General features: G+C 70.8%; 17 protein-coding genes. 12 read left to right on the top strand and 5 right to left on the bottom strand.

Features of this window, described 5'->3' with window-relative positions:
- Positions 1–231: 231 nt before the first annotated feature.
- Both PVK37_RS01955 and PVK37_RS01950 read right to left on the bottom strand, forming a co-directional pair.
- Complete coding sequence (locus PVK37_RS01955) at positions 232–456, bottom strand: hypothetical protein (RefSeq protein ID WP_275031952.1); 225 nt, start codon at positions 454–456, stop codon at positions 232–234.
- A complete protein-coding gene (locus PVK37_RS01950) occupies positions 453–2039 on the bottom strand; it encodes a PspC domain-containing protein (RefSeq protein WP_275031951.1) in 1587 nt (528 codons plus the stop codon). Before PVK37_RS01950 ends, PVK37_RS01955 begins: the two co-directional genes overlap by 4 nt.
- A 198-nt stretch (positions 2040–2237) precedes the next feature.
- On the opposite strand from PVK37_RS01950, the gene PVK37_RS01945 reads away from it, so the two are divergent.
- From PVK37_RS01945 to PVK37_RS01910, 8 genes are all read left to right on the top strand, one after another.
- A complete protein-coding gene (locus PVK37_RS01945; RefSeq protein ID WP_275031950.1) occupies positions 2238–3476 on the top strand; it encodes an ATP-binding protein in 1239 nt (412 codons plus the stop codon).
- Between the two features lies 1 nt (position 3477).
- Positions 3478–4155, top strand: coding sequence for a response regulator (locus tag PVK37_RS01940; protein WP_275031949.1), 678 nt, complete (start codon positions 3478–3480; stop codon positions 4153–4155).
- Between the two features lie 191 nt (positions 4156–4346).
- On the top strand, positions 4347–5534 hold the full coding sequence (locus tag PVK37_RS01935) for a thioester domain-containing protein (RefSeq protein WP_275031948.1): 1188 nt from the start codon (positions 4347–4349) through the stop codon (positions 5532–5534).
- A 507-nt stretch (positions 5535–6041) separates the two neighbouring features.
- Positions 6042–7679, top strand: coding sequence for a peptide ABC transporter substrate-binding protein (locus tag PVK37_RS01930; protein ID WP_275031947.1), 1638 nt, complete (start codon positions 6042–6044; stop codon positions 7677–7679).
- Positions 7680–7779: 100 nt separating this feature from the next.
- A complete protein-coding gene (locus PVK37_RS01925) occupies positions 7780–8790 on the top strand; it encodes an ABC transporter permease (protein WP_275031946.1) in 1011 nt (336 codons plus the stop codon).
- A 65-nt stretch (positions 8791–8855) separates the two neighbouring features.
- Positions 8856–9800, top strand: a complete 945-nt coding sequence (locus PVK37_RS01920; RefSeq protein WP_275031945.1) for an ABC transporter permease — start codon at positions 8856–8858, stop codon at positions 9798–9800.
- Positions 9801–9805: 5 nt separating this feature from the next.
- Entirely contained in the window at positions 9806–10843 is a 1038-nt protein-coding gene (locus PVK37_RS01915) for an ABC transporter ATP-binding protein (protein ID WP_275031944.1), read from the top strand.
- Positions 10836–11846 (top strand): ABC transporter ATP-binding protein, encoded by a 1011-nt coding sequence (locus tag PVK37_RS01910; protein ID WP_275031943.1) that lies wholly within the window; start codon positions 10836–10838, stop codon positions 11844–11846. The genes PVK37_RS01915 and PVK37_RS01910 overlap by 8 nt, the downstream gene beginning before the upstream one ends.
- A 144-nt stretch (positions 11847–11990) precedes the next feature.
- Here the strand turns inward: PVK37_RS01910 and PVK37_RS01905 are convergent, their stop codons facing one another.
- Positions 11991–12338: a chorismate mutase gene (locus PVK37_RS01905; RefSeq protein WP_275031942.1), complete on the bottom strand. Its 348-nt coding sequence runs from the start codon at positions 12336–12338 to the stop codon at positions 11991–11993.
- A gap of 302 nt (positions 12339–12640) precedes the next feature.
- On the opposite strand from PVK37_RS01905, the gene pcrA reads away from it, so the two are divergent.
- Positions 12641–15058, top strand: a complete 2418-nt coding sequence (pcrA, locus tag PVK37_RS01900) for a DNA helicase PcrA (protein WP_275031941.1) — start codon at positions 12641–12643, stop codon at positions 15056–15058.
- 67 nt (positions 15059–15125) lie between these two features.
- Here the strand turns inward: pcrA and PVK37_RS01895 are convergent, their stop codons facing one another.
- Both PVK37_RS01895 and PVK37_RS01890 read right to left on the bottom strand, forming a co-directional pair.
- Positions 15126–15887, bottom strand: a complete 762-nt coding sequence (locus PVK37_RS01895) for a M23 family metallopeptidase (RefSeq protein ID WP_275035328.1) — start codon at positions 15885–15887, stop codon at positions 15126–15128.
- A gap of 321 nt (positions 15888–16208) precedes the next feature.
- Positions 16209–16925, bottom strand: coding sequence for a M23 family metallopeptidase (locus tag PVK37_RS01890; RefSeq protein ID WP_275031940.1), 717 nt, complete (start codon positions 16923–16925; stop codon positions 16209–16211).
- Positions 16926–17332: 407 nt separating this feature from the next.
- Between PVK37_RS01890 and icmB the strand changes: the two genes are divergently transcribed.
- From icmB to sucD, 3 genes are all read left to right on the top strand, one after another.
- A complete protein-coding gene (gene icmB / locus PVK37_RS01885) occupies positions 17333–17737 on the top strand; it encodes a coenzyme B12-dependent isobutyryl CoA mutase small subunit (protein ID WP_275031939.1) in 405 nt (134 codons plus the stop codon).
- Between the two features lie 495 nt (positions 17738–18232).
- Positions 18233–19411, top strand: a complete 1179-nt coding sequence (gene sucC / locus PVK37_RS01880) for an ADP-forming succinate--CoA ligase subunit beta (RefSeq protein WP_275031938.1) — start codon at positions 18233–18235, stop codon at positions 19409–19411.
- A gap of 2 nt (positions 19412–19413) precedes the next feature.
- Positions 19414–20301, top strand: coding sequence for a succinate--CoA ligase subunit alpha (sucD, locus tag PVK37_RS01875; protein WP_275031937.1), 888 nt, complete (start codon positions 19414–19416; stop codon positions 20299–20301).
- Positions 20302–20336 lie beyond the last annotated feature (35 nt).

The raw sequence follows: 20336 nt of genomic DNA, 5'->3' as shown, positions 1-20336 counted from the left end.
GGGTCGGGTCGGAAATCGCGTCGGATGGGCCGCGGTGGCGCGGACGAGGCGTGCCGACCGGTGCGGGCGAATCTCCACGGCCAGCATAGGCCGCCCGGACCAGCAGCCGCACCGCCGTGGGCGGCCGGCCGCGGCGCTGGTCCCCCGGGGCCTCGTCATGGCCGGCCCGGCCGGTTGCGCTGAGTCCGACCGGTGGGCGGGTGGACGTGGGGGCGGGGGACGGATCGCCGGTCACGGTGCGTCGGTGGCGTCCGGGTCGGGTCGGGGTGCCGGTGACCGGGCGGCGCGTACCGCGCCGAGCAGCCCGAGGGCACCGATGACCACCAGCACACCGGCCAGCAGCCAGCCGAGCGGCACGACCAGCCCGAGCAACTGGGCCAGCAGCCACCAGGCCGCGATCACCAGGAACAGCAGTCCGAAGGCGAGCGACAGCAGATCGGTACGGTGTGCCTTCACCGGGTCACCTCCAACGTGCCGGCGGTGACCCTGATGATCAACCGCAGCGAGCCGCCGCCCGCGCCGTCCGCACCGAGGTCGGTGACCTGACGGACCTGTCGACGCGGCCCGTCGGAGCGGGACCCGAAGAGGGTCGCCTCGCCCGCGTTGACCTCGGCCTGGACGGTGACGTCGACGTCCGGTGGCAGCAGCACGGTGGCGTCCCCGACGGTGGTCACCACGGTGGTCGCGGCGTTGTGCTGGCTGAAGTCGACCGCGCGCAGGTCCAGCAGCGCGTCCCCGAACGAGTGCTGGTACCGGGGCGCCAGGTCGGGGTAGGTGGCCGGTGCCCAGGTGACGTTCCCGTTGACCGGACGCCAGTCGGCGAAGGACTCGGCCGCGGTCGCGAAGCCCAACGCCGCCGCGGTGACCAGCCCGAGGGCGATCAACCAGCGGGCCCGGCCGAACCAGGTGCCGACCACCAGTCCGAGCCCGATGGTGGCCAGGGCCGCCGCGAAGTACGCCGACGCGCTGACCTGGATCACCCCGAGCAGGTCGAGTACGGCCACCACCCCGCAGGCCAGGAAGACCAGCGAGAACGTGATCGGACCGAGTGGCGAGTGCTCCCTGGGTCGCTTCGGTGGCCGTACCGGTGGACCGGGCGGGGCCGCCGGGACCGGGCCGGGACCGGCGTACGGACCGTGCTGGCCGGGACCGGCGTACGGACCGTGCGGGGCGAAGGGCGGGCGGTAGCCGGGCGGGGTCGCTGTCGTCGTGACCGGCCCGGTCGACGGTGTCGGACCGGCCGGGGCCGGCCAGCCGGGGAGCCCGCCGGCCTGCGTGCCCGCCCCGGGGGCGACCGGGGCGGACGGCCGGAACGGTCCGGTGCCGTCCCCGGCGGGCGGCGCGGCCGGCCCGAACGGTGCCGGTGCCGGTGGCGTCGCCGCGGTCACCGGGCCCGGGGCCGGGTAGCTCACCGGCGGCACCGGCCCCGGCGGGTACGCCAGCGGTGGCCCGGTCGGGTGGGGTGTGCCGTCGCCGTGGTCCCGGGCGGGGTGGTCCCGGTTGAGCAGCAGCGCACCGCCGATCAGGATGGCCGCGCCGAGCAGCACCGCGCGGAACGCGTCGGTCACGATGTAGCCGAAGCTGATCGCGACCAGGATGCTGAGCATGATCACGGTGACCGGGGACATGCTCGACCGGCCCCGGCCGAGCATCGACTCGATCGGGGAGGCGCTGTCCCCCTCGCCGGGGATGATCAGCCAGGCCGAGACGTAGACCAGGATGCCCACGCCGCCGAAGAAGCCGAGCACGGCGAGGAGCACCCGCCACAGCACCGGGTCGGTGTTGGTGGCCCGGCCGATCGCCGCGCACACCCCGGCCAGGTAACGCCCCGCCCGTGGGCGGACCAGCCCGTACCGGGAGGTGAAGCCGGCCCCGCCGGGAGCGGGCGGCTGGTCGTACGGCGGTGCCGCGGTGGGGCCGGTCCGGCCGGCGGCCGGTGGCGGTGGCGGGGCGGACGGCGTCGGGCCGCCCGCGGTCGGCGGTGGTACGCCCGGCCGGGTCGCCTCCGGGCGGGGCGACCGGGCGGTCTCCTCGGTCATACCCCAGATCCTGCTAGCTGCCGGCGGGCAGCGCCGTCGGGACCCACCCTGAGCGCACCCTGAGATCCGGCGGCCCGGAATCTCGGGGGCGTCCCCGTGGCCCCACGGCGGGCGCGCGTGTGACGATCGGTGTCGACGCCGGCACGGTGACCGTCGGTGTCGGACCGGACGCGAGCAGGGGGGCCCGAGATCAGTACCGTGACCCAGCCTCCCCGTCTCTACCGGGCCCGCGAGCACCGGATGGCCGTGGGCGTGGCCGCCGGTATCGCCGAGCACATCGGTGTCTCGGTGGTCCGGGTCCGGATCGCCTTCATGGTGCTGCTCGGCCTCAGCGGGCTGGGCCTGCTGCTGTACGCCGCGTTCTGGGCGGTGGTGCCGCTGCGACCGGGGGACACCGCCACCCCGCCCCGGCGGGACGTCGCGCAGTTGCTGCCGTTCGTGGTGATCGGCCTGGTGGTGCTGCTGGTCCAGATGCAGCTCTTCGACTCGGTCGGGGTGGCCGGCACGGCGGGCTGGCTGGTCGCGATCATCGCGGTCGGGGCGGGCGTGATCTGGCACCAGTCGCTGCCGGAGCGCCGCTGGCAGAACTCCGGCTCGCTGCCGTTGCCCTGGCTGAGCGCGGTGGTCGAGGAGACCGACCGGCGGGCCTTCGTGCTCCGCTTCATCGGCGGCGGGGTGCTGGTCGCGGTCGGCATCATCGGCGTCGCGGCGGTCTACTCGCCGGTGCAGAACATGGACGCGGTGATCAACGGGGTGATCTTCGCGCTGGTCGGCCTGGCCGGTGTCGGGGTGGTGGCCGCGCCGGTGCTCTGGCGGACGTTCAACCAGCTCCGTTCCGAGCGGGAGGGGCGGATCCGGGAGCAGGAACGTGCCGAACTGGCCGCCATGATCCACGACCAGGTGCTGCACACCCTCGCCCTGATCCAGCGCAACGCCGCCGACGTCAAGGCGGTGCAGCGGCTGGCCCGGGGGCAGGAGCGGACGCTGCGCAACTGGCTCTACAAGCCCACCGCCTCGCCGACGGAGCGGTTCGCGGCGGCCCTGGAGCAGGCGGCGGCCGAGGTGGAGGACACCTACGGGATCACCGTCGAGGCGGTGGTGGTGGGCGACCGGGAGACCGACGAGCGGGTCGGCGCGCTGGTCGCCGCGGGCCGGGAGGCGATGGTGAACGCGGCCCGGCACGCCGGTGTGCAGACCGTCTCGCTCTACGCGGAGGTGGAGCCGGACCAGGTCAGCGTGTTCGTCCGGGACCGGGGCGTCGGGTTCGACCAGGAGACCGTGGACGACCACCGGCACGGGGTGCGCGGCTCCATCATCGGGCGGATGAAGCGGCACGGCGGCCGGGCGGAGATCCGTTCCGGGCCGGGAGAGGGGACCGAGGTGCGGTTGATCCTGCCGGTCTCCGGGAATGGTTCCACGGCGGAAAGGGACAGGTGACATGGTCGAGCAGAGCGCGGAGACGACGGCCCCCGACGACGGGCGGCTGCGGGTGTTCCTGGTCGACGACCACGCGATGTTCCGGGCCGGGGTCCGGGCCGAGCTGGGCGCGCACGTCGAGGTGGTGGGGGAGGCGAGCACGGTCGCCGAGGCGGTCGCCCGGATCGCCGCGACCGGGCCGGACGTGGTGCTGCTGGACGTGCACATGCCCGACGGCGGCGGCCGGGCGGTGCTGGAGGCGATGCGGCGTACCCACCCGCAGGTGCGGTTCCTGGCGTTGAGCGTGTCGGACGCGGCCGAGGACGTGATCGGGCTGATCCGGGCCGGTGCCCGGGGGTACGTGACCAAGACGATCTCCCCGGACGAGCTGGCGGCGGCGGTGCGCCGGGTGGCCGACGGCGACGCGGTGTTCAGCCCCCGGCTGGCCGGTTTCGTGCTGGACGCGTTCGCCGCCCGGCCGGACGCCCCGGTCGCCGATCCGGAGCTGGACCAGCTCACCAACCGGGAGCGCGAGGTGCTGCGGCTGCTGGCCCGGGGATACGCGTACAAGGAGATCGCCAAGGAGCTGTTCATCTCCATCAAGACGGTGGAGACGCACGTGTCGAACGTGTTGCGCAAGCTCCAGATGTCCAACCGGTACGAGCTGTCCCGCTGGGCGGCGGACCGCCGGCTCGTGTGATCAATTACTCCTAGAAAGATTGCGCCGTAAGGCAATTATGTCCTTTTTCCGGGGCTGACAAGCGGGGCGTCCGGGTCGCATAATTCCCCGTCGCGTTCTCGCGTGCGGGTGGTGCGAAATCCCGCGGGAACGGCGACCCATGCGGCTCGTACGCAACACGAGCATCCCCTGGGGAGAGGTAACAGAATCTGATGTTCGGACCACGAGGACGGCGCTGGGCGCGACTGACCGCGGCGACCATCGCCGGCAGCGCGCTCGCCCTCGTCACGGCCGCCCCGGCGCTCGCCGAGGACCCGGCCACCGGCGTCGCCAAGAGCGTCAAGGACAGCAGCGTCACGCTGAAGCTGAACGGTGAGAAGAAGAGCACCTCGGCCCTGGCCCTGAAGATCGGTCGCGAGACCGTTCCGGCCTTCTGCATCGACTATCACACCGCCGTCGCCATCGACGGGAAGTACCAGGAGGACACCTGGAGCGACGCCCAGGTGAAGAACCTCGGCAAGGTGCAGTGGGTGCTCACCCACGGTTACCCGAACGCCGACCCGGCCCAGTTGCTCGACGCGGCCGACGCCACTCTGCCGCGCGGGGTGAACGCCAAGAAGCGCGACAACCTGCTCTACTTCGGCACCCAGACCGCCGTCTGGCACTTCAGTGACGGCGTCACCCTCGACCCTTGGGCCCGGGGCATGGGGCTGACCGACAAGAACGAGTACGAGGTCGTCAAGAAGGTCCACGACTGGCTGGTGGCCAACGCCACCGACAAGCCGGAGCCGAAGGCCGAGCTGACCGTCTCGCCGGCCTCCGCCGAGGCCAAGGTCGGCGAGAAGGCCGGCCCGTTCACCGTCGCCGGCCCGGCCGGCGAGATCACCCTGGCCGTCCAGGGCGGCAGCGCGGTGGACGCCGAGGGCAACCCGGTCACGTCGACCACCAACGAGGGGAAGTTCTGGCTGACCCGGGACGGTGCCGGCGAGGTCACGGTGACCCTCACCGGCAAGGGTGGGCAGGTCTCCTTCGGCCGGGTCTTCCTGTTCACCGGTGAGCGGGCGGCCCAGAAGCTGATCCTGGGCGGCAGCACCGGCTCCGACGTGACCGCCAAGGCGGGCGCCGCTTTCGCCGCCGCCCCGGTCGAGGAGACCCCCACCCCGACCCCGACGACCCCGGCCGAGACCCCGACGCCGACCCCCACCGTCCCGGCCGGGACCCCGACCCCGTCCGCCCCGGTCACCATCAGCCCGTCTCCCGCCAGCGGCACGGGCGGCGGCGACCTGCCGCTGACCGGTTCCCCGGTGGCCACCGCGGTCGGTGCCGGCCTGCTGCTGCTGGTCGCCGGTGCGGTCGCCGTGGTGATCGTCCGCCGCCGCAAGGTGCGCTTCACGGCCTGACCTCCCGTCCCGCCGACCCGGCCCCGGCACCGCCCTCCCGCGGTGCCGGGGCCGTTCCGTGTCCGGCCGGTGGGGTCGGTCCGTGGCCCGGGTGGGGTCGTCCGGTGGCCCGGGTGGGGCCTTCGGCGTGGCAGACGTCACCCGGGGGTACCCGACCTCGATGGCCTCGTCCGATGAGGTGGTGGCGGTGGCCGCGTAGCCCAGGCCGGCATCGGCTGGACGGATAGAAACAGCGAGCGTCCGTCGCACTGCGGAACGTGGTGGGCCGGACGCGGGAAAGGTCACAGACATTGATGTTGTGTGTGGTAGGGCCGCTCCAGCAGCGCGCCCAGATTGATGATCTTGGTCGTGTCGGCGCGCCCCGGGGCGTCGGACCAGCCGATGTCGGCACCGTCCCGGCCGGGTATCGGCTTGATAACACCGCTTTCCGCTGGCGCGCATCGGGTGTCACAGTGGCAACCACCTCACAACCCCCTCGTGAGCCGAGCGCCCTGAGGAGGCACTCCCATGCGCGGGAAATTCCTGAAGGTGGCGGTCGCTGCGACCGCCACCGCCATGTTGGCCACCGCATGCAGCGGTGGTGGCGACAGCGAATCGTCGGAGTCGACGGGCAAGAGCGGTGGCGAGCTCCGCGTCTACGCGTCGGAGCCGGCGTTCCTGCTGCCGTCCGCCGGTGACGACGAGCCGTCGCTGTACGTGATCCGTCAGCTCTACCGTGGTCTGGTCAAGTACAACGCCGAGACCGGTGCCCCCGAGAACGACATCGCCGAGTCGATCGACTCCCAGGACCAGAAGACCTGGACGATCAAGCTCAAGGACGGCTACACCTTCGACAACGGTGAGAAGGTCAACGCCGACTCCTTCATCCGGTCGTGGAACTTCGCGGCGTACGGGCCGAACGCCCAGAACAACGCGTACTTCATGAAGCGGATCGCCGGTATCAAGGAGGTCTCCTCCGAGGACCCGGACGGCGAGGGCCCGCAGAAGGCCCCGGAGCCGAAGGCCAAGGAGCTCTCCGGCCTGAAGAAGGTCGATGACCTGACCTTCACCGTCGAGCTGAGCGAGCCGTTCTCCGGCTTCCCGACGATCATCGGCTACCCGGGCTTCTTCCCGATGGCCGAGGCGTGCATCGCCGACCACGAGAAGTGCAACGAGACCCCGATCGGCAACGGCCCTTACAAGATCGAGGGCAGCTGGCAGCACAACGTCGGCATCACCGTCGTGCGCAGCGACAGCTGGAAGGGCGAGCCGGGCAAGCCGGACAAGATCAACTACCGGATCTTCGCCGACGTCGACTCCGGGTACGCCGCCTTCCAGGCCGGCGAGCTGGACGTCATGTACACCCTGCCGCCGGCGCGGTTCAAGGAAGCCAAGCAGACCTACGGCGACCGCCTCTACGAGCAGCCGGGTGACAGCCTGACCTACGTCGGCATGCCGCTGTACGTCGACGCCTTCAAGGAGAAGAAGATCCGGCAGGCGATCTCGCTGTCGATCGACCGGCAGTCGATCATCGACGCCGTCTTCGACGGCCGGTTCACCCCGGCCACCGGCTACGTCGCCCCGTCCTTCCAGGGTGCTCGCGAGAACATCTGCCAGTACTGCAAGAAGGACGTCGAGAAGGCCAAGCAGCTCCTGCAGGAGGCCGGTGGCTGGAAGGGTGGCAAGCTGACCCTGTGGGCCAACGCCGGTGCCGGCCACGACGCCTGGCTCCAGGCCGTCGGTGACCAGATCAAGGCCGCGCTCGGCATCGACTACGAGCTGAAGGTCAACCTGCAGTTCGCCGAGTACCTCGAGACCGCGGACAACCGTAAGTTCACCGGTCCGTTCCGCCTCGGCTGGGGCCCGGACTACCCGTTCCTCGAGACCTACCTCTCCCCGCTGTACAGCACCGGCGCGGACAGCAACAACTCCACCTTCAGCAACCCGGAGTTCGACGCGCTGCTCGCCCAGGGTGACGCGGCCGACAGCGTCGAGGCGGCGATCCCCTTCTACCAGAAGGCGGAGGACATCCTCGTCGAGGAGCTGCCGGTCATCCCGATGTGGTGGGGCAAGGTCGGCGCGGTCTACAGCGAGAACGTGGACAAGTTCGTCTGGAACTCGGTCGCGGACGCTGACTACGGCCAGACCTCGCTGAAGCAGAACTGAGCTTCAGTTCCCTGATCTAGCCGTAACACGACGTGGCGGCAGCGGTCTCCCCACCCGGGAGGGCGTTGCCGCCACGTCAGCGCCGAGAGGAGAAACAGACATGGGGCGCTACGTCGTCCGACGGTTGCTCCAGTTCATACCCACCGTGCTGGGCACCATGTTCCTGCTGCACTACCTCACCTCGCTGGCGGTCCAGTTCAGCGGGAACCCGGTCCGGGCCCTCTTCGGGGACCGGACGCCGCCGGAGTCGGTCCTGAACGCGCTTACCCAGCGACTGGGCTACGACGACCCGTGTCTGGACCAGCGGGGTAATCCTTGCTTCGGACTGTTCCTCAACCGGATGGAAGGCATCTTCCTCAACTTCGACTTCGGGGTTAACCTCCGCCAGCGGGAGGTCACCGACCTGGTGGCCGACGCCGTGCCGTTCACCCTGAAGCTGGTCGTCATCGCCATCGTCTTCGAGGCGGTCGTCGGTATCGCCGCCGGTGTGCTGGCGGGCCTGCGGGGCGGCAGCTTCGCCGACTACCTCGTCAAGATCTCCACCGTCTTCCTGATCTCGGTGCCGATCTTCGTGCTCGGCGTCCTCGTCCGGCAGTACGTCGGGGTGCAGTTCGGCAACACGCTACGGGAGCAGTCCTGGGTGCCCGAGGTGATCGCCGACGGCGTGTTCAGTCCCGGCTTCAAGCCCGACTATCCCTGGGCCAGCCTGGTCATCCCCGGTCTGGTGCTCGGCGCGATCTCGCTCGCCACCACCGCCCGGCTGACCCGGACCAGCATCATGGAGAACATCCGCGCCGACTTCGTCCGCACCGCCAAGGCCAAGGGCCTGGCGAACAAGCGGGTCATCGGCGTGCACACGCTGCGCAACTCGCTGATTCCGGTGATCACCTACCTGGGTGTGGACATCGGCGGCCTGCTCGGCGGTGCCGTCGTCACCGAGACGATCTTCAACATCCCGGGCATCGGCCGACTGGTCACCCAGGCCGCCCGGACCGGTGAGTCGTCGGTCGTGGTCGGGGTGGTCACCATGCTGGCCCTGGTCTTCCTGATCGCCAACCTGCTGGTCGACATCCTCTACGCCGTCCTCGACCCGAGGATCCGCTATGAGTGACCGGCGGCAGGGACACGGCAGGCCCGTACGGGCGACGGCTGGGCGAAGCGAAACGAGGTGTGGAGATGAGTGACCTGAGCAGCGCGGGCACCGCGATGAGCGGTGACTCGTCGGCCGCGACCGCGGTGGCCGGTGCGCCGAACCCGGACAAGGGCGGCAAGGAACGCAGCGCGAGCCTCTGGGCGGACGCCCGTCGGCAGTTGTTCCGCGACCCGATCTTCATGATCTCGGCGCTCTACATCCTCGTCATCGCCTCCATGGCGCTCTTCCCGAAGCTGTGGACCAGCCAGGATCCCCGGGACTGCAACACCGACCGGTCCCGGACGAACCCGAGCTGGGAGCACCCGTTCGGCACCGACATCCTCGGCTGCGACTACTACGCGCACGCCATCTACGGGGCCAGCCCCTCGATGCAGATCGCGGTGTACGCCACCCTCGGCATCGTGCTGATCGGTGGCACCCTCGGCCTGCTCGCCGGCTACTACGGCGGCTGGGTCGACGCGATCATCTCGCGGGTCATGGACATCTTCTTCTCGCTGCCGTTCCTGCTCGGCGCGATCGTGTTCCTCACGGTCATCAAGCGGCAGAACGTGGGGACGCTCACCCTGGTACTGGTGACGCTCGGGTGGCCCACCATCGCCCGGATCATCCGGGGCAGCGTGATCTCCTCGAAGGACCTGGACTACGTGCACGCGGCGAAGGCGGTGGGTGCGACCAACACCCGGCTGATGTTCCGGCACATCCTGCCCAACGCGATCGCCCCGATGCTGGTGTACGCGACCATCGTGCTCGGCTCGTTCGTCGCCGCGGAGGCCACCCTGACCTTCCTCGGCGTCGGCCTCCAGCCGCCCGCCCAGTCCTGGGGCATCATGATCAACGCCCACCAGGTGTACTTCCTGGAGGACCCGTGGCTGCTGTTCTTCCCCTGCGGGCTGTTGGTCGGGACGGTGCTGTCCTTCATCCTCATGGGTGACGCCCTGCGTGACGCCCTCGACCCGAAGTTCCGGTGAGCACCATGACTACTGACGTCAACGTCAAGATGGACGCGCTGCCCGGTCTCGACCCCAACGCCCTGCCGTTGCAGGTCAAGAACCTCCAGGTCGAGTTCCGGACCCGCAACGGCGTCGCCCGCGCGGTCAACGGGGTCAGCTTCGACGTCGCGGCCGGCGAGACCCGGGCCATCCTGGGCGAGTCCGGCTGCGGCAAGAGCGTCACCGCTCAGGCGATCATGGGCATCGTGGACTCGCCGCCCGGCTTCATCACCGGTGGCGAGATCCTCTACCGGGGCGTCGACCTGCTCAAGCTCTCCGAGGCGCAGCGTCGCCGGGTCCGCGCCAACAAGATCGCCATGATCTTCCAGGACGCGCTGTCCGCGCTGAACCCGGTCTTCACCGTCGGGTTCCAGCTCGGTGAGCTGTACCGCAAGCACCGGGGCATGTCCCGCAAGGACGCCAAGGCGCGCGCGATCGAGCTGCTCGACCTGGTCAAGATCCCGGCGGCGAAGGACCGGGTGAACGACTACCCGCACCAGTTCTCCGGTGGTATGCGGCAGCGCGTCATGATCGCCATGGCGCTGGCCCTCGACCCCGAGGTGCTGATCGCCGACGAGCCGACCACCGCGCTGGACGTGACCGTGCAGGCGCAGATCATGACCCTGCTCGCCGAACTCCAGCGGGAACGCAACATGGCGCTGGTGCTGATCACCCACGACATGGGCGTGGTGGCCGACGTGGCGGACCGGATCTCGGTCATGTACGCCGGCCGGGTGATCGAGGAGGCCGGGGTCAACGAGATCTACGAGAGCCCGGCGCACCCGTACACCAAGGGTCTGCTGGAGTCGATCCCGCGACTCGACCTCAAGGGCCAGGAACTCAGCGCCATCAAGGGCCTGCCGCCGATGTTGACGAACATCCCGCCGGGGTGCTCGTTCAACCCGCGGTGCCGGTACGCGCAGGACGTCTGCCGGGCCGACCCGCCGCCACCGCTGTACACGGTGTCGACGGACCGGACCGCGGCCTGCCACTTCTGGAAGGAGGTCAAGGGCGGTGAGTGATCTCGTACTCGAGACCCGTGACCTGGTGAAGCACTTCCCGCTGACCCGGGGCGTCGTCTTCAAGAAGCAGGTCGGCGCGGTCCGCGCCGTCGACGGGGTCAGCATCGAGCTGCGGCGCGGCGAGACGCTGGGCATCGTCGGCGAGTCGGGCTGCGGCAAGTCGACGCTGGCCCGGCTGCTGGTCGGGCTGGAGACGCCGACCTCGGGGGACCTGTTCGTCCAGGGCCGGAACATGTCCAAGATGGGCGCGACCGAGCGACGCAAGGGCCGGCGCAACATCCAGCTGGTCATGCAGGACCCGTACACCTCGCTCAACCCCCGGATGACCGTCGGCGACATCATCGGCGAGCCGTTCGAGGTGCACCCGGACGTGCTGCCGAAGGCGAAGCGGCGGGCCCGGGTGCAGGAGCTGATCGACCTGGTCGGGCTCAACCCCGACCACGTCAACCGGTACCCGCACCAGTTCTCCGGCGGCCAGCGGCAGCGCATCGGCATCGCCCGGGCGCTGGCGCTCAACCCGGAGATCATCCTCTGCGACGAGCCGGTCTCCGCGCTGGACGTGTCGATCCAGGCCCAGGTCGTCAACCTGCTGGAGAAGCTCCAGGCCGAGCTGGGGCTGTCGTACATCTTCATCGCGCACGACCTGTCGGTGGTGCGGCACATCGCCGACCGGGTCGCGGTGATGTACCTCGGCAAGATCGTCGAGATCGGCACCGAGGACGAGATCTACGACAAGCCCACCCACCCGTACACCCAGGCGCTGCTCTCGGCGGTGCCGGTCCCCGACCCGAAGCTGCGCGGGCTGCGGGACCAGATCGTGCTCACCGGCGACGTGCCGTCGCCGGCCAACCCCCCGTCGGGCTGCCGGTTCCGTACCCGGTGCTGGAAGGCGCAGGACATCTGTGCCGAGCAGCCGCCCGCTCTGGAGGCACGGGAAAACTCCGCTCACCCGAGCGCGTGTCACTTCGCGGAGCCCCGCGACGTGGTCCACGCGGTCGAGTAGCCCGCCAGGCGCCGTCGACCGGCCACCCGTACCGGCCGGCGGTGAAAGGAAGTGCCTCCTCAGTATCCGGGGCGTCGGTCGTGACACGGCCGGCGCCCCGGATCTGTGTCCGCCTCCCGGCGTCGGCCTGGCCGGCGGTCGGGGTCAGAGCGGTCCGCGGCCGGCGCGCAGCAGCAGGAGCGCCAACTGGACGCCGTCCGCGCCCAGCGCGGTGCGGAACCGCTCCAGGATGGCCTGCTCGCGGGAGAGCACCAGCCGTGTCCCGCCGGAGGCTAGCCGGGTCTTGCCGACCTGCTGCGACAGCCTGGCCCGCTCCTGCCAGAGCTCGATCAGCGCCTGGTCGATCTCGTCGATCCGTTCCCGGATGGCGACGATCCGGGCCGCCGCGTCCGGTTCCTGCGTCCCGGTCCGCGCGTCCAGCGGATGCTCCTGGACGCCGGAGCGTTCCGTCCGGGCCGGCTCGCCGTTCTGCTCCATCACGTCTGTCATCATCGGGTACCTCTCGCACTGTGGTGCCCGGTGCCCGGATCCCGGGACGAAAAAGCCCCGGGCTCCGTCGAGCCCGGGGCTTTCGTAGGTCTGGTCGATCAGGTGCGACCCACGGCTGCCGGACTCCCGAAGCCGTAGTAAAAGTAGGGGCGCTGACCGAACACGTCGTCGAGTATGCCCACCCGACGACCCGGGACGCAAGCGTTCCCCCTGTTCGAGCCTACTTCTGACGTGCGGTGCCGGTCGGCGGCGCCGGGTCGGGTGTCGGTGGGAGTGTCGGTCGGGCGGCATAGACTCGCCGTGCGATGCATGCTCTCTTCGAAATCCCGCCGTCCGAGTCCGCTCCGGAGCCCCCGTCCGCCGTGCCCCGTCGGGCCGGCTCCGGTGCCGCCCGGCCCGATCCGCAGGACCTCCTCGCCGGGCTGAACGGGCCGCAGCGGGAGGCGGTCACCCACGCCGGGTCGCCGCTGTTGATCGTCGCCGGCGCCGGGTCCGGCAAGACCCGGGTGCTGACCAACCGGATCGCCTACCTGCTCGGTGCCCGGGACGTGCACCCGGGCGAGATCATCGCGATCACCTTCACCAACAAGGCCGCCGGGGAGATGAAGGAACGGGTGGCCCACCTGGTCGGGCCGCGCGCCCGGCTGATGTGGGTGTCGACGTTCCACTCGGCGTGTGTGCGCATCCTGCGGGCCGAGCACGAGCACGCCGGCCTGAAGTCCACCTTCTCGATCTACGACGCGGACGACTCCCGTCGGCTGATGCAGATGGTCACCCGCGAGCTGGACCTGGACCCGAAGCGCTACCCGGCCCGGGGGCTCGCCGCCCAGGTGTCCAACCTGAAGAACGAACTGGTCGACCCGGAGGAGTTCGCCGGCCGGGCCAAGGGGCCCAACGAGCGGGCGCTCGCCGAGGCGTACACCCTCTACCAGCGACGGCTGCGCGAGGCGCACGCGCTCGACTTCGACGACCTGATCATGACGACGGTGCACCTGCTCCAGTCGCACCCGCACGTCGCGGAGAGCTACCGCCGCCGCTTCCGGCACGTGCTGGTCGACGAGTACCAGGACACCAACCACGCCCAGTACGTGCTGATCAAGGAGCTGGTCTCCGGCACCGAGGGGATCGCACCGGCCGAGCTGTGCGTGGTCGGCGACGCCGACCAGTCGATCTACGCGTTCCGGGGCGCCACGATCCGCAACATCCTGGAGTTCGAACGGGACTTCACCGACGCCCGGACGATCCTGCTGGAGCAGAACTACCGCTCCACCCAGACCATCCTCAACGCCGCCAACGCGGTGATCGACCGGAACACCTCCCGTAAGCCCAAGCGGCTGTGGAGCGACGCCGGGGCCGGCGAGCAGATCGTCGGGTACGTCGCGGACACCGAGCACGCCGAGGCGGACTGGGTGGCCCGGGAGATCGACCGGCTGACCGACGCGGGCGAGACCCGCCCCGGCGACGTGGCGGTCTTCTACCGCACCAACGCCCAGTCCCGGGTCTTCGAGGAGGTGTTCATCCGGGTCGGTCTGCCCTACAAGGTGGTCGGCGGGGTGCGCTTCTACGAGCGCAAGGAGGTCCGGGACGCGCTGGCCTACCTGCGTGCGGTGGTCAACGACGACGACACGGTGAGCCTGCGTCGCATCCTGAACACCCCCCGCCGGGGTATCGGCGACCGGGCCGAGGCGTGCCTGGAGGCGCTGGCCGGCCGGGACCGGATCTCCTTCGGGGCCGCGCTGCGTCGGGCGAAGGACGCCCCGGGCATCTCCACCCGGGCCGCCAACGCCATCGCCGAGTTCGTCGCCCTGCTGGACGACGCCCGGGAACTGGCCGCCACCGGCACCCCGGAGGAGGTGCTGGAGGCGCTGCTGACCCGCTCGGGCTACCTGACCGAGCTGGAGGAGAGCCTGGACCCGCAGGACGCCGGCCGGGTGGACAACCTCCAGGAACTGGTCAGCGTGGCCCGCGAGTACACCGAGCGGATCGAGGCGCTGGGCGCCGACGGCGAACACGCCACCCTGGCCGGTTTCCTGGAGCAGGTCGCCCTGGTCGCCGACGCCGACCAGGTGCCCACCGACGACCCTGACCATCAGGGCGTGGTCACCCTGATGACCCTGCACACCGCCAAGGGCCTGGAGTTCCCGGTGGTCTTTCTCACCGGCCTGGAGGACGGCGTCTTCCCGCACCTGCGCACCCTCGGCGACACCCGGGAGCTGGAGGAGGAACGGCGGCTCGCGTACGTCGGCATCACCCGGGCCCGGCAGCGCCTGTACCTGTCCCGGGCGGTCACCCGGACGGCGTGGGGGCAGCCGGCCTACAACCCGCCGTCGCGGTTCGTGGCGGAGCTGCCGACCGAGCTGGTCCGCTGGGAGCGGACCGAGGGCTCGTACACCTCCTGGTCGGGCGGGGGCGGCGGGGTCGGTGGGCGCGCGGGCGCGCCGGACCGGTTCGGCCCCGGTCGGGGCGGCGGCTTCACCGGGGGTACGCCCCGGGCGGCACAGCTCGCCAAGCGGCTCGGCGTGGACGGCAGCCGGCTCACCACGGCCAGCGAGCTGCCCCAGGGTCCGAAGGTGGCGGTCGGCGACCGGGTCAACCACCAGCGGTACGGGCTGGGCCGGGTGGTCCAGGTCGAGGGGCACGGGCCGGGCGCCCGGGCGCAGATCGACTTCGGTGACCAGAAGATGTGGCTGGTGCTCCGGCACGCCCCGATCGAGAAACTCTGAGACGGCGGGGGTGCCCCGGGCGGGGCACCCCCGGATCCGCCGGTGGCCCGGTCGGGTCGGCAGCCGGTCAGCAGCCGAGGTCGACCCCGCGTGCCCGCATGAACGGGGCCGGGTCGATCTGGTTCCACATGCCGCCCTGGTGCACCTCGAAGTGCAGGTGCGGGCCGGTGGAGTCGCCGGTGGAGCCCTCCCGGCCGATGGTGGTGCCGGCGGCGACCTTCGCGCCGACCGACACGGTCGCCGCGCTCAGGTGGGCGTAGTGGGTCAGGTGACTGCCGTGGTCGACGAAGACGGAGATGCCGTACCCGTCGCCGGCGTCGCCGGCCTTGACGACCGTGCCGGCTGCGGCGGCCCGGACCGGGGTGCCGGCGGGCAGGGCCAGGTCGATGCCGGCGTGCAGGACCCCCCAGCGCGGCCCGTAGCAGGACGTGACGGCCGCGCCGGGCATCGGGTCGACCCAGGCGGCCTTGGGCTTGCTGGTGGCGGTCCGGGTCGGCTTCGGGGTGGTGACGGGCTTCCGGGTGGCCTTCGGCTTCGCGGTGGGGCTGGCCGGGGCGGGGGTGGTCGAGGTGGGGCTCGGGGCCGGGGTGGTCGCGGTGGCCGGGGCGCTGGCCGGCGGACGGTCGGCCCGGTCGGCGCGGGCGGCGGCTTCGGCCCGCGCCTCGGCGTCGACGGTGACGGTGGCCGGGGCGGGGGAGTCGTCGTGGTTGGTCACGACCGCGGTCACCCCGGCGAGGCCGAGACCGACCAGGGCGGCCGCGCCCGTCACGAGGTACCGGGTCCGGGGCCGCCGGGAACGCCGGTGGCGGACCACCCGGGAGGTCGCCACGGTGCTGCCGGGGCCGGGCTCGTTCTGGCTGAAGCTGTCTTCCTGCACGATTGACCTTCACAGTCGTCGGCTACGGGACCTGGAAATACTGGGATCAGGTCCCGGGCAGGAACGGGCGGGGGTGTGCCCGGCCGGACGGGACGACGGCCCCGGCTGCCCGGTTATGTCCCGCTGCGCAGGCTTCCGTCCCGATAAGTGATCATGCTCCTGCGTGGAGCTGGTCACATCGGCGGCTGTGACGCAGGACACTTTGGCGCTGCGGCGGACACAGAAAACCGCCCGGATCAGGTGATCCGGGCGGTCAACGGACGATGCGCTAAGTCAGGATGCCGCTACGTCGCTGTAGATTGCCTCGACTTGCAGCTTGATGTCCACTCCGCGCTTCTCGAGCCAGGGCACCGGGTCGAGCGGCTCGCCCTTGACATGGACCTCGAGGTGCAGGTGGGAGCCGTAGGAGTGGCCGGTGTTGCCGACCAGGCCGAGCTGGTCGCCCGCCTTGACCTGCTGCCCCTCCTTGACGCTGAGCTGGGAGGAGTGGCCGTAGATCGCCTCGCTGCCGTCGGCGTGCTGGACGATGACCGTGTAGCCGTACCCGCCGAACCAGCCGGCCTTGGTGACCGTGCCGTCGTGGATCGAGACGTACGGGGTGCCCTCGGGGGCGACCAGGTCGATGCCGGTGTGCAGCTTCCCCCAGCGCATGCCGTACGGGGAGTTGAACTCGTAGCCCTGGAGGGGGAGCAGCCAGACCTCGGGCTCGGCGGCCTCGTCGGTGGCGGCGCGGGTGGTGTCCCGGGTGGCACGGTCGGCGTCGCCGGCCCGGTCGGCGAGATCCTGGCTGGTGACGCTCGCCTGGCGGAGCTCGTCGAGGACCGACGGGCTGACGCTCTTGGCGTCGGGCATCGCGCCCGCGCCGAGGGCGACGATCCCGGCGCCGACGAAGGCGCTGGTGACGACGGCGGCGTAACGGCTACGGGGCGGGGTCGGTACGCGACGACGGCCGCGATATCGATCCGGCTCATCCAACAGGCGCTGGCGCACGCACACCCTCCGTTGTCGGGTTTCGAGGCGGTCTGCCGGGTCCGTGACGCTGAGATGAACTCCGGCTGGCCGCGTCGTCACCCGTCCGTGGACCTGATGACAACCGTGGACACGGTAGCCAACCCCCGGACGCCCCACAAGCCGGAGCGCCACATTGGCGTTTTATTTTGTCCGCTTCAGGAGGCAGATGCCCGATTTCGTAACCTTTGCCATTCGCCCTCGTTACCGGCTTTTCGTCGCTCTCCGTGACCGCTACGCAGCGGATATCCACTCGGGCGTCACTCGTGGTGGGCTCGCGTGAGGCACGCCACCCGTCGATGCGTCGCCGACCGGATTTCCCGCCGGGGGTGGCTCGGGTTACCGTTCGTTCAGGTACGTGTCGCGGAGCCTGGGGAAGGTGTGCGCTGATGAGCTCTCGAATTCGGGTCGTCGTCGCCAAGCCGGGCCTGGACGGGCACGACCGGGGCGCCAAGGTGGTGGCGCGCGCCCTGCGTGACGCCGGCATGGAAGTCATCTACACCGGTCTGCACCAGACACCGGAGCAGATCGTGGAGACCGCCATCCAGGAGGACGCCGACGCGGTGGGTCTCTCCGTGCTCTCCGGCGCGCACATGACGCTCTTCCGCCGGGTGCTGGAACTGCTCACCGAGCGGGACGCGCGGGACATCGTCGTCTTCGGTGGCGGCATCATCCCGGACGCCGACATCCCGGAGCTGGAACAGCTCGGGGTGGCGAAGATCTTCACCCCGGGGGCGACCACCCAGTCGATCGTCGAGTGGGTGCGGCAGAACGTCGCCCAGCCGGTCGGCTGAGTTCGACGGAAGCAGGCCGGGTCGGGCCGACGGGGAACAGGCCGGTCGGGTCGGTCGGCGGGAGGAAAGAAGCCCCCCGGGTAAACGGGGGGAGGGACCGGACGCACCCCTCACACGTCCGGCCCCTCTATGCACGATGCCCCGCCGCCACCCCTCGACCGACAGGGCATCGGCCGTCTCCCGTCATCGCGCTTGACCAGCGCTCCGACACTTCTCTCAACGACGCCCCCGGCGGGGGGTTACGCCCGGTTGGCACGACTTTCCGATGATCTTCGGGCCGGCGTACCGATCCGGCCGGGTCCACGACCGGCGCCGGGCCGGATCCGGCCGACCCCGCTGTGCGTTTCCGCACACCACACACCCGCTCGGTTGCCGGTCGTACCCTTCTCGTTAGGCTGCCGCAAACGGCCTGTCTTCTGCGACGACAGGCGTCAAGCTTTTTCCAACGCTGGCGGCGCGACGGCGCGCCGCGGAGACGGGACGGGACGCGCAATCGTGGACCTGTACGAGTACCAGGGGCGGGACCTGTTCGAGCGGCACGGGCTGCCCGTGCTCGCCGGCGGCGTCGCCACGACCCCGGAGGAGGCACGCGCGATCGCCGAACGCCTTGGCGGTCGGGTGGTCGTCAAGGCCCAGGTGAAGGTCGGTGGCCGGGGCAAGGCCGGTGGCGTCAAGCTGGCCGAGGGCACCGACGAGACGGTGGCCCGCGCCACCGACATCCTCGGCATGGACATCAAGGGGCACACGGTCCACAAGGTCATGATCACCGTGACCGCGGACATCGCCGAGGAGTACTACTTCTCGTACCTGCTCGACCGCGCGAACCGCACCTTCCTGTGCATCGCCAGCGTGGCCGGCGGCATGGACATCGAGCAGGTCGCCGCCGAGACCCCGGACAAGGTCGTCAAGGCCCCGATCGACGCCAACACCGGGGTCGACGAGGCGAAGGCGCGGGAGATCGTCGCCGCCGCCGGGTTCCCGGCCGAGGTGGCCGACCAGGTCGCCGCGATCGCCGTCCAGCTCTGGCAGACGTTCGTCGCCGAGGACGCCACCCTGGTCGAGGTGAACCCGCTGGCCCGGACCGCCGACGGCACCGTCCTGCTGCTCGACGCCAAGATCACGCTGGACGCCAACGCCGCGTTCCGCCACCCGGACCACGAGGCCCTGGTCGACCAGGCCACCGTGGACCCGCTGGAGCAGCGGGCCAAGGAGAAGGACCTCAACTACGTCAAGCTCGACGGCGAGGTCGGCATCATCGGCAACGGCGCGGGTCTGGTCATGTCGACCCTGGACGTGGTCGCGTACGCCGGTGAGCGGCACGGCAACGTCAAGCCGGCCAACTTCCTCGACATCGGCGGTGGCGCGAGCGCCGCGGTGATGGCGAACGGCCTGGAGATCGTGCTCTCCGACCCGTCGGTGAAGAGCGTCTTCGTGAACGTCTTCGGCGGCATCACCGCCTGCGACGAGGTCGCCAACGGCATCATCCAGGCGCTGGCCCTGCTGGAGCAGCGCGGCGAGCAGGTCACCAAGCCGCTCGTGGTCCGGCTCGACGGCAACAACGCCGAGGAGGGTCGGGCGATCCTGGACGGCGCGAAGAACCCGCTGGTCGAGCGGGTGGACACCATGGACGGCGCGGCCGAGCGGGCCGCCGAGCTGGCGGCTGCGGGGGTCTGACAATGGCTATCTGGCTGACCAAGGACTCCAAGGTCATCGTGCAGGGGATGACCGGCTCCGAGGGTTCCAAGCACACCCGGCGGATGCTCGCCGCCGGCACCACCGTCGTCGGCGGGGTCAACCCGCGCAAGGCCGGTACCACCGTCGACTTCGACGGCACCGAGCTGCCGGTCTTCGCCAGCGTTTCCGACGCCATGGCGCAGACCGGGGCGGACGTCACGGTGATCTTCGTACCGCCGCAGTTCACCAAGGGCGCGGTGATCGAGGCGATCGACGCCGGCATCTCCCTGGCCGTGGTGATCACCGAGGGCGTCCCGGTGCACGACACCGCCGCCTTCTGGGCGTACAACCTGGCCCAGGGCGAGCGGACCCGGATCATCGGGCCGAACTGCCCGGGTATCGCCTCGCCGGGCGCGTCCAACGCCGGCATCATCCCGGCCGACATCACCGGCTCCGGCCGGATCGGCCTGGTCAGCAAGAGCGGCACGCTGACCTACCAGATGATGTACGAGCTGCGCGACATCGGCTTCTCGACCTGCGTGGGCATCGGCGGTGACCCGATCATCGGCACCACCCACATCGACGCCCTCGCCGCCTTCGAGGCCGACCCGGACACCGACGCGATCGTGATGATCGGCGAGATCGGTGGCGACGCCGAGGAGCGGGCCGCCGAGTTCATCAAGTCGAACGTCACCAAGCCGGTGGTCGGCTACATCGCCGGCTTCACCGCCCCGCCCGGCAAGACCATGGGCCACGCCGGCGCGATCATCTCCGGCTCGGCGGGCACCGCCGAGGCCAAGCAGGAGGCGCTGGAGGCGGTCGGCGTCAAGGTCGGCAAGACGCCGACCGAGACCGCCAAGCTGATGCGGGAGATCATGTCCGCCGGCTGAGTCCGGACACGCGTACCGGAGGGGGTCGACCGTCT

Origin of the sequence: Micromonospora cathayae (genome assembly GCF_028993575.1) — a bacterium.
Classification (GTDB): domain Bacteria; phylum Actinomycetota; class Actinomycetes; order Mycobacteriales; family Micromonosporaceae; genus Micromonospora; species Micromonospora cathayae.
Note: the sequence above shows the minus strand (reverse complement) of the source record. Positions and strands in the feature narration are given on the sequence as shown.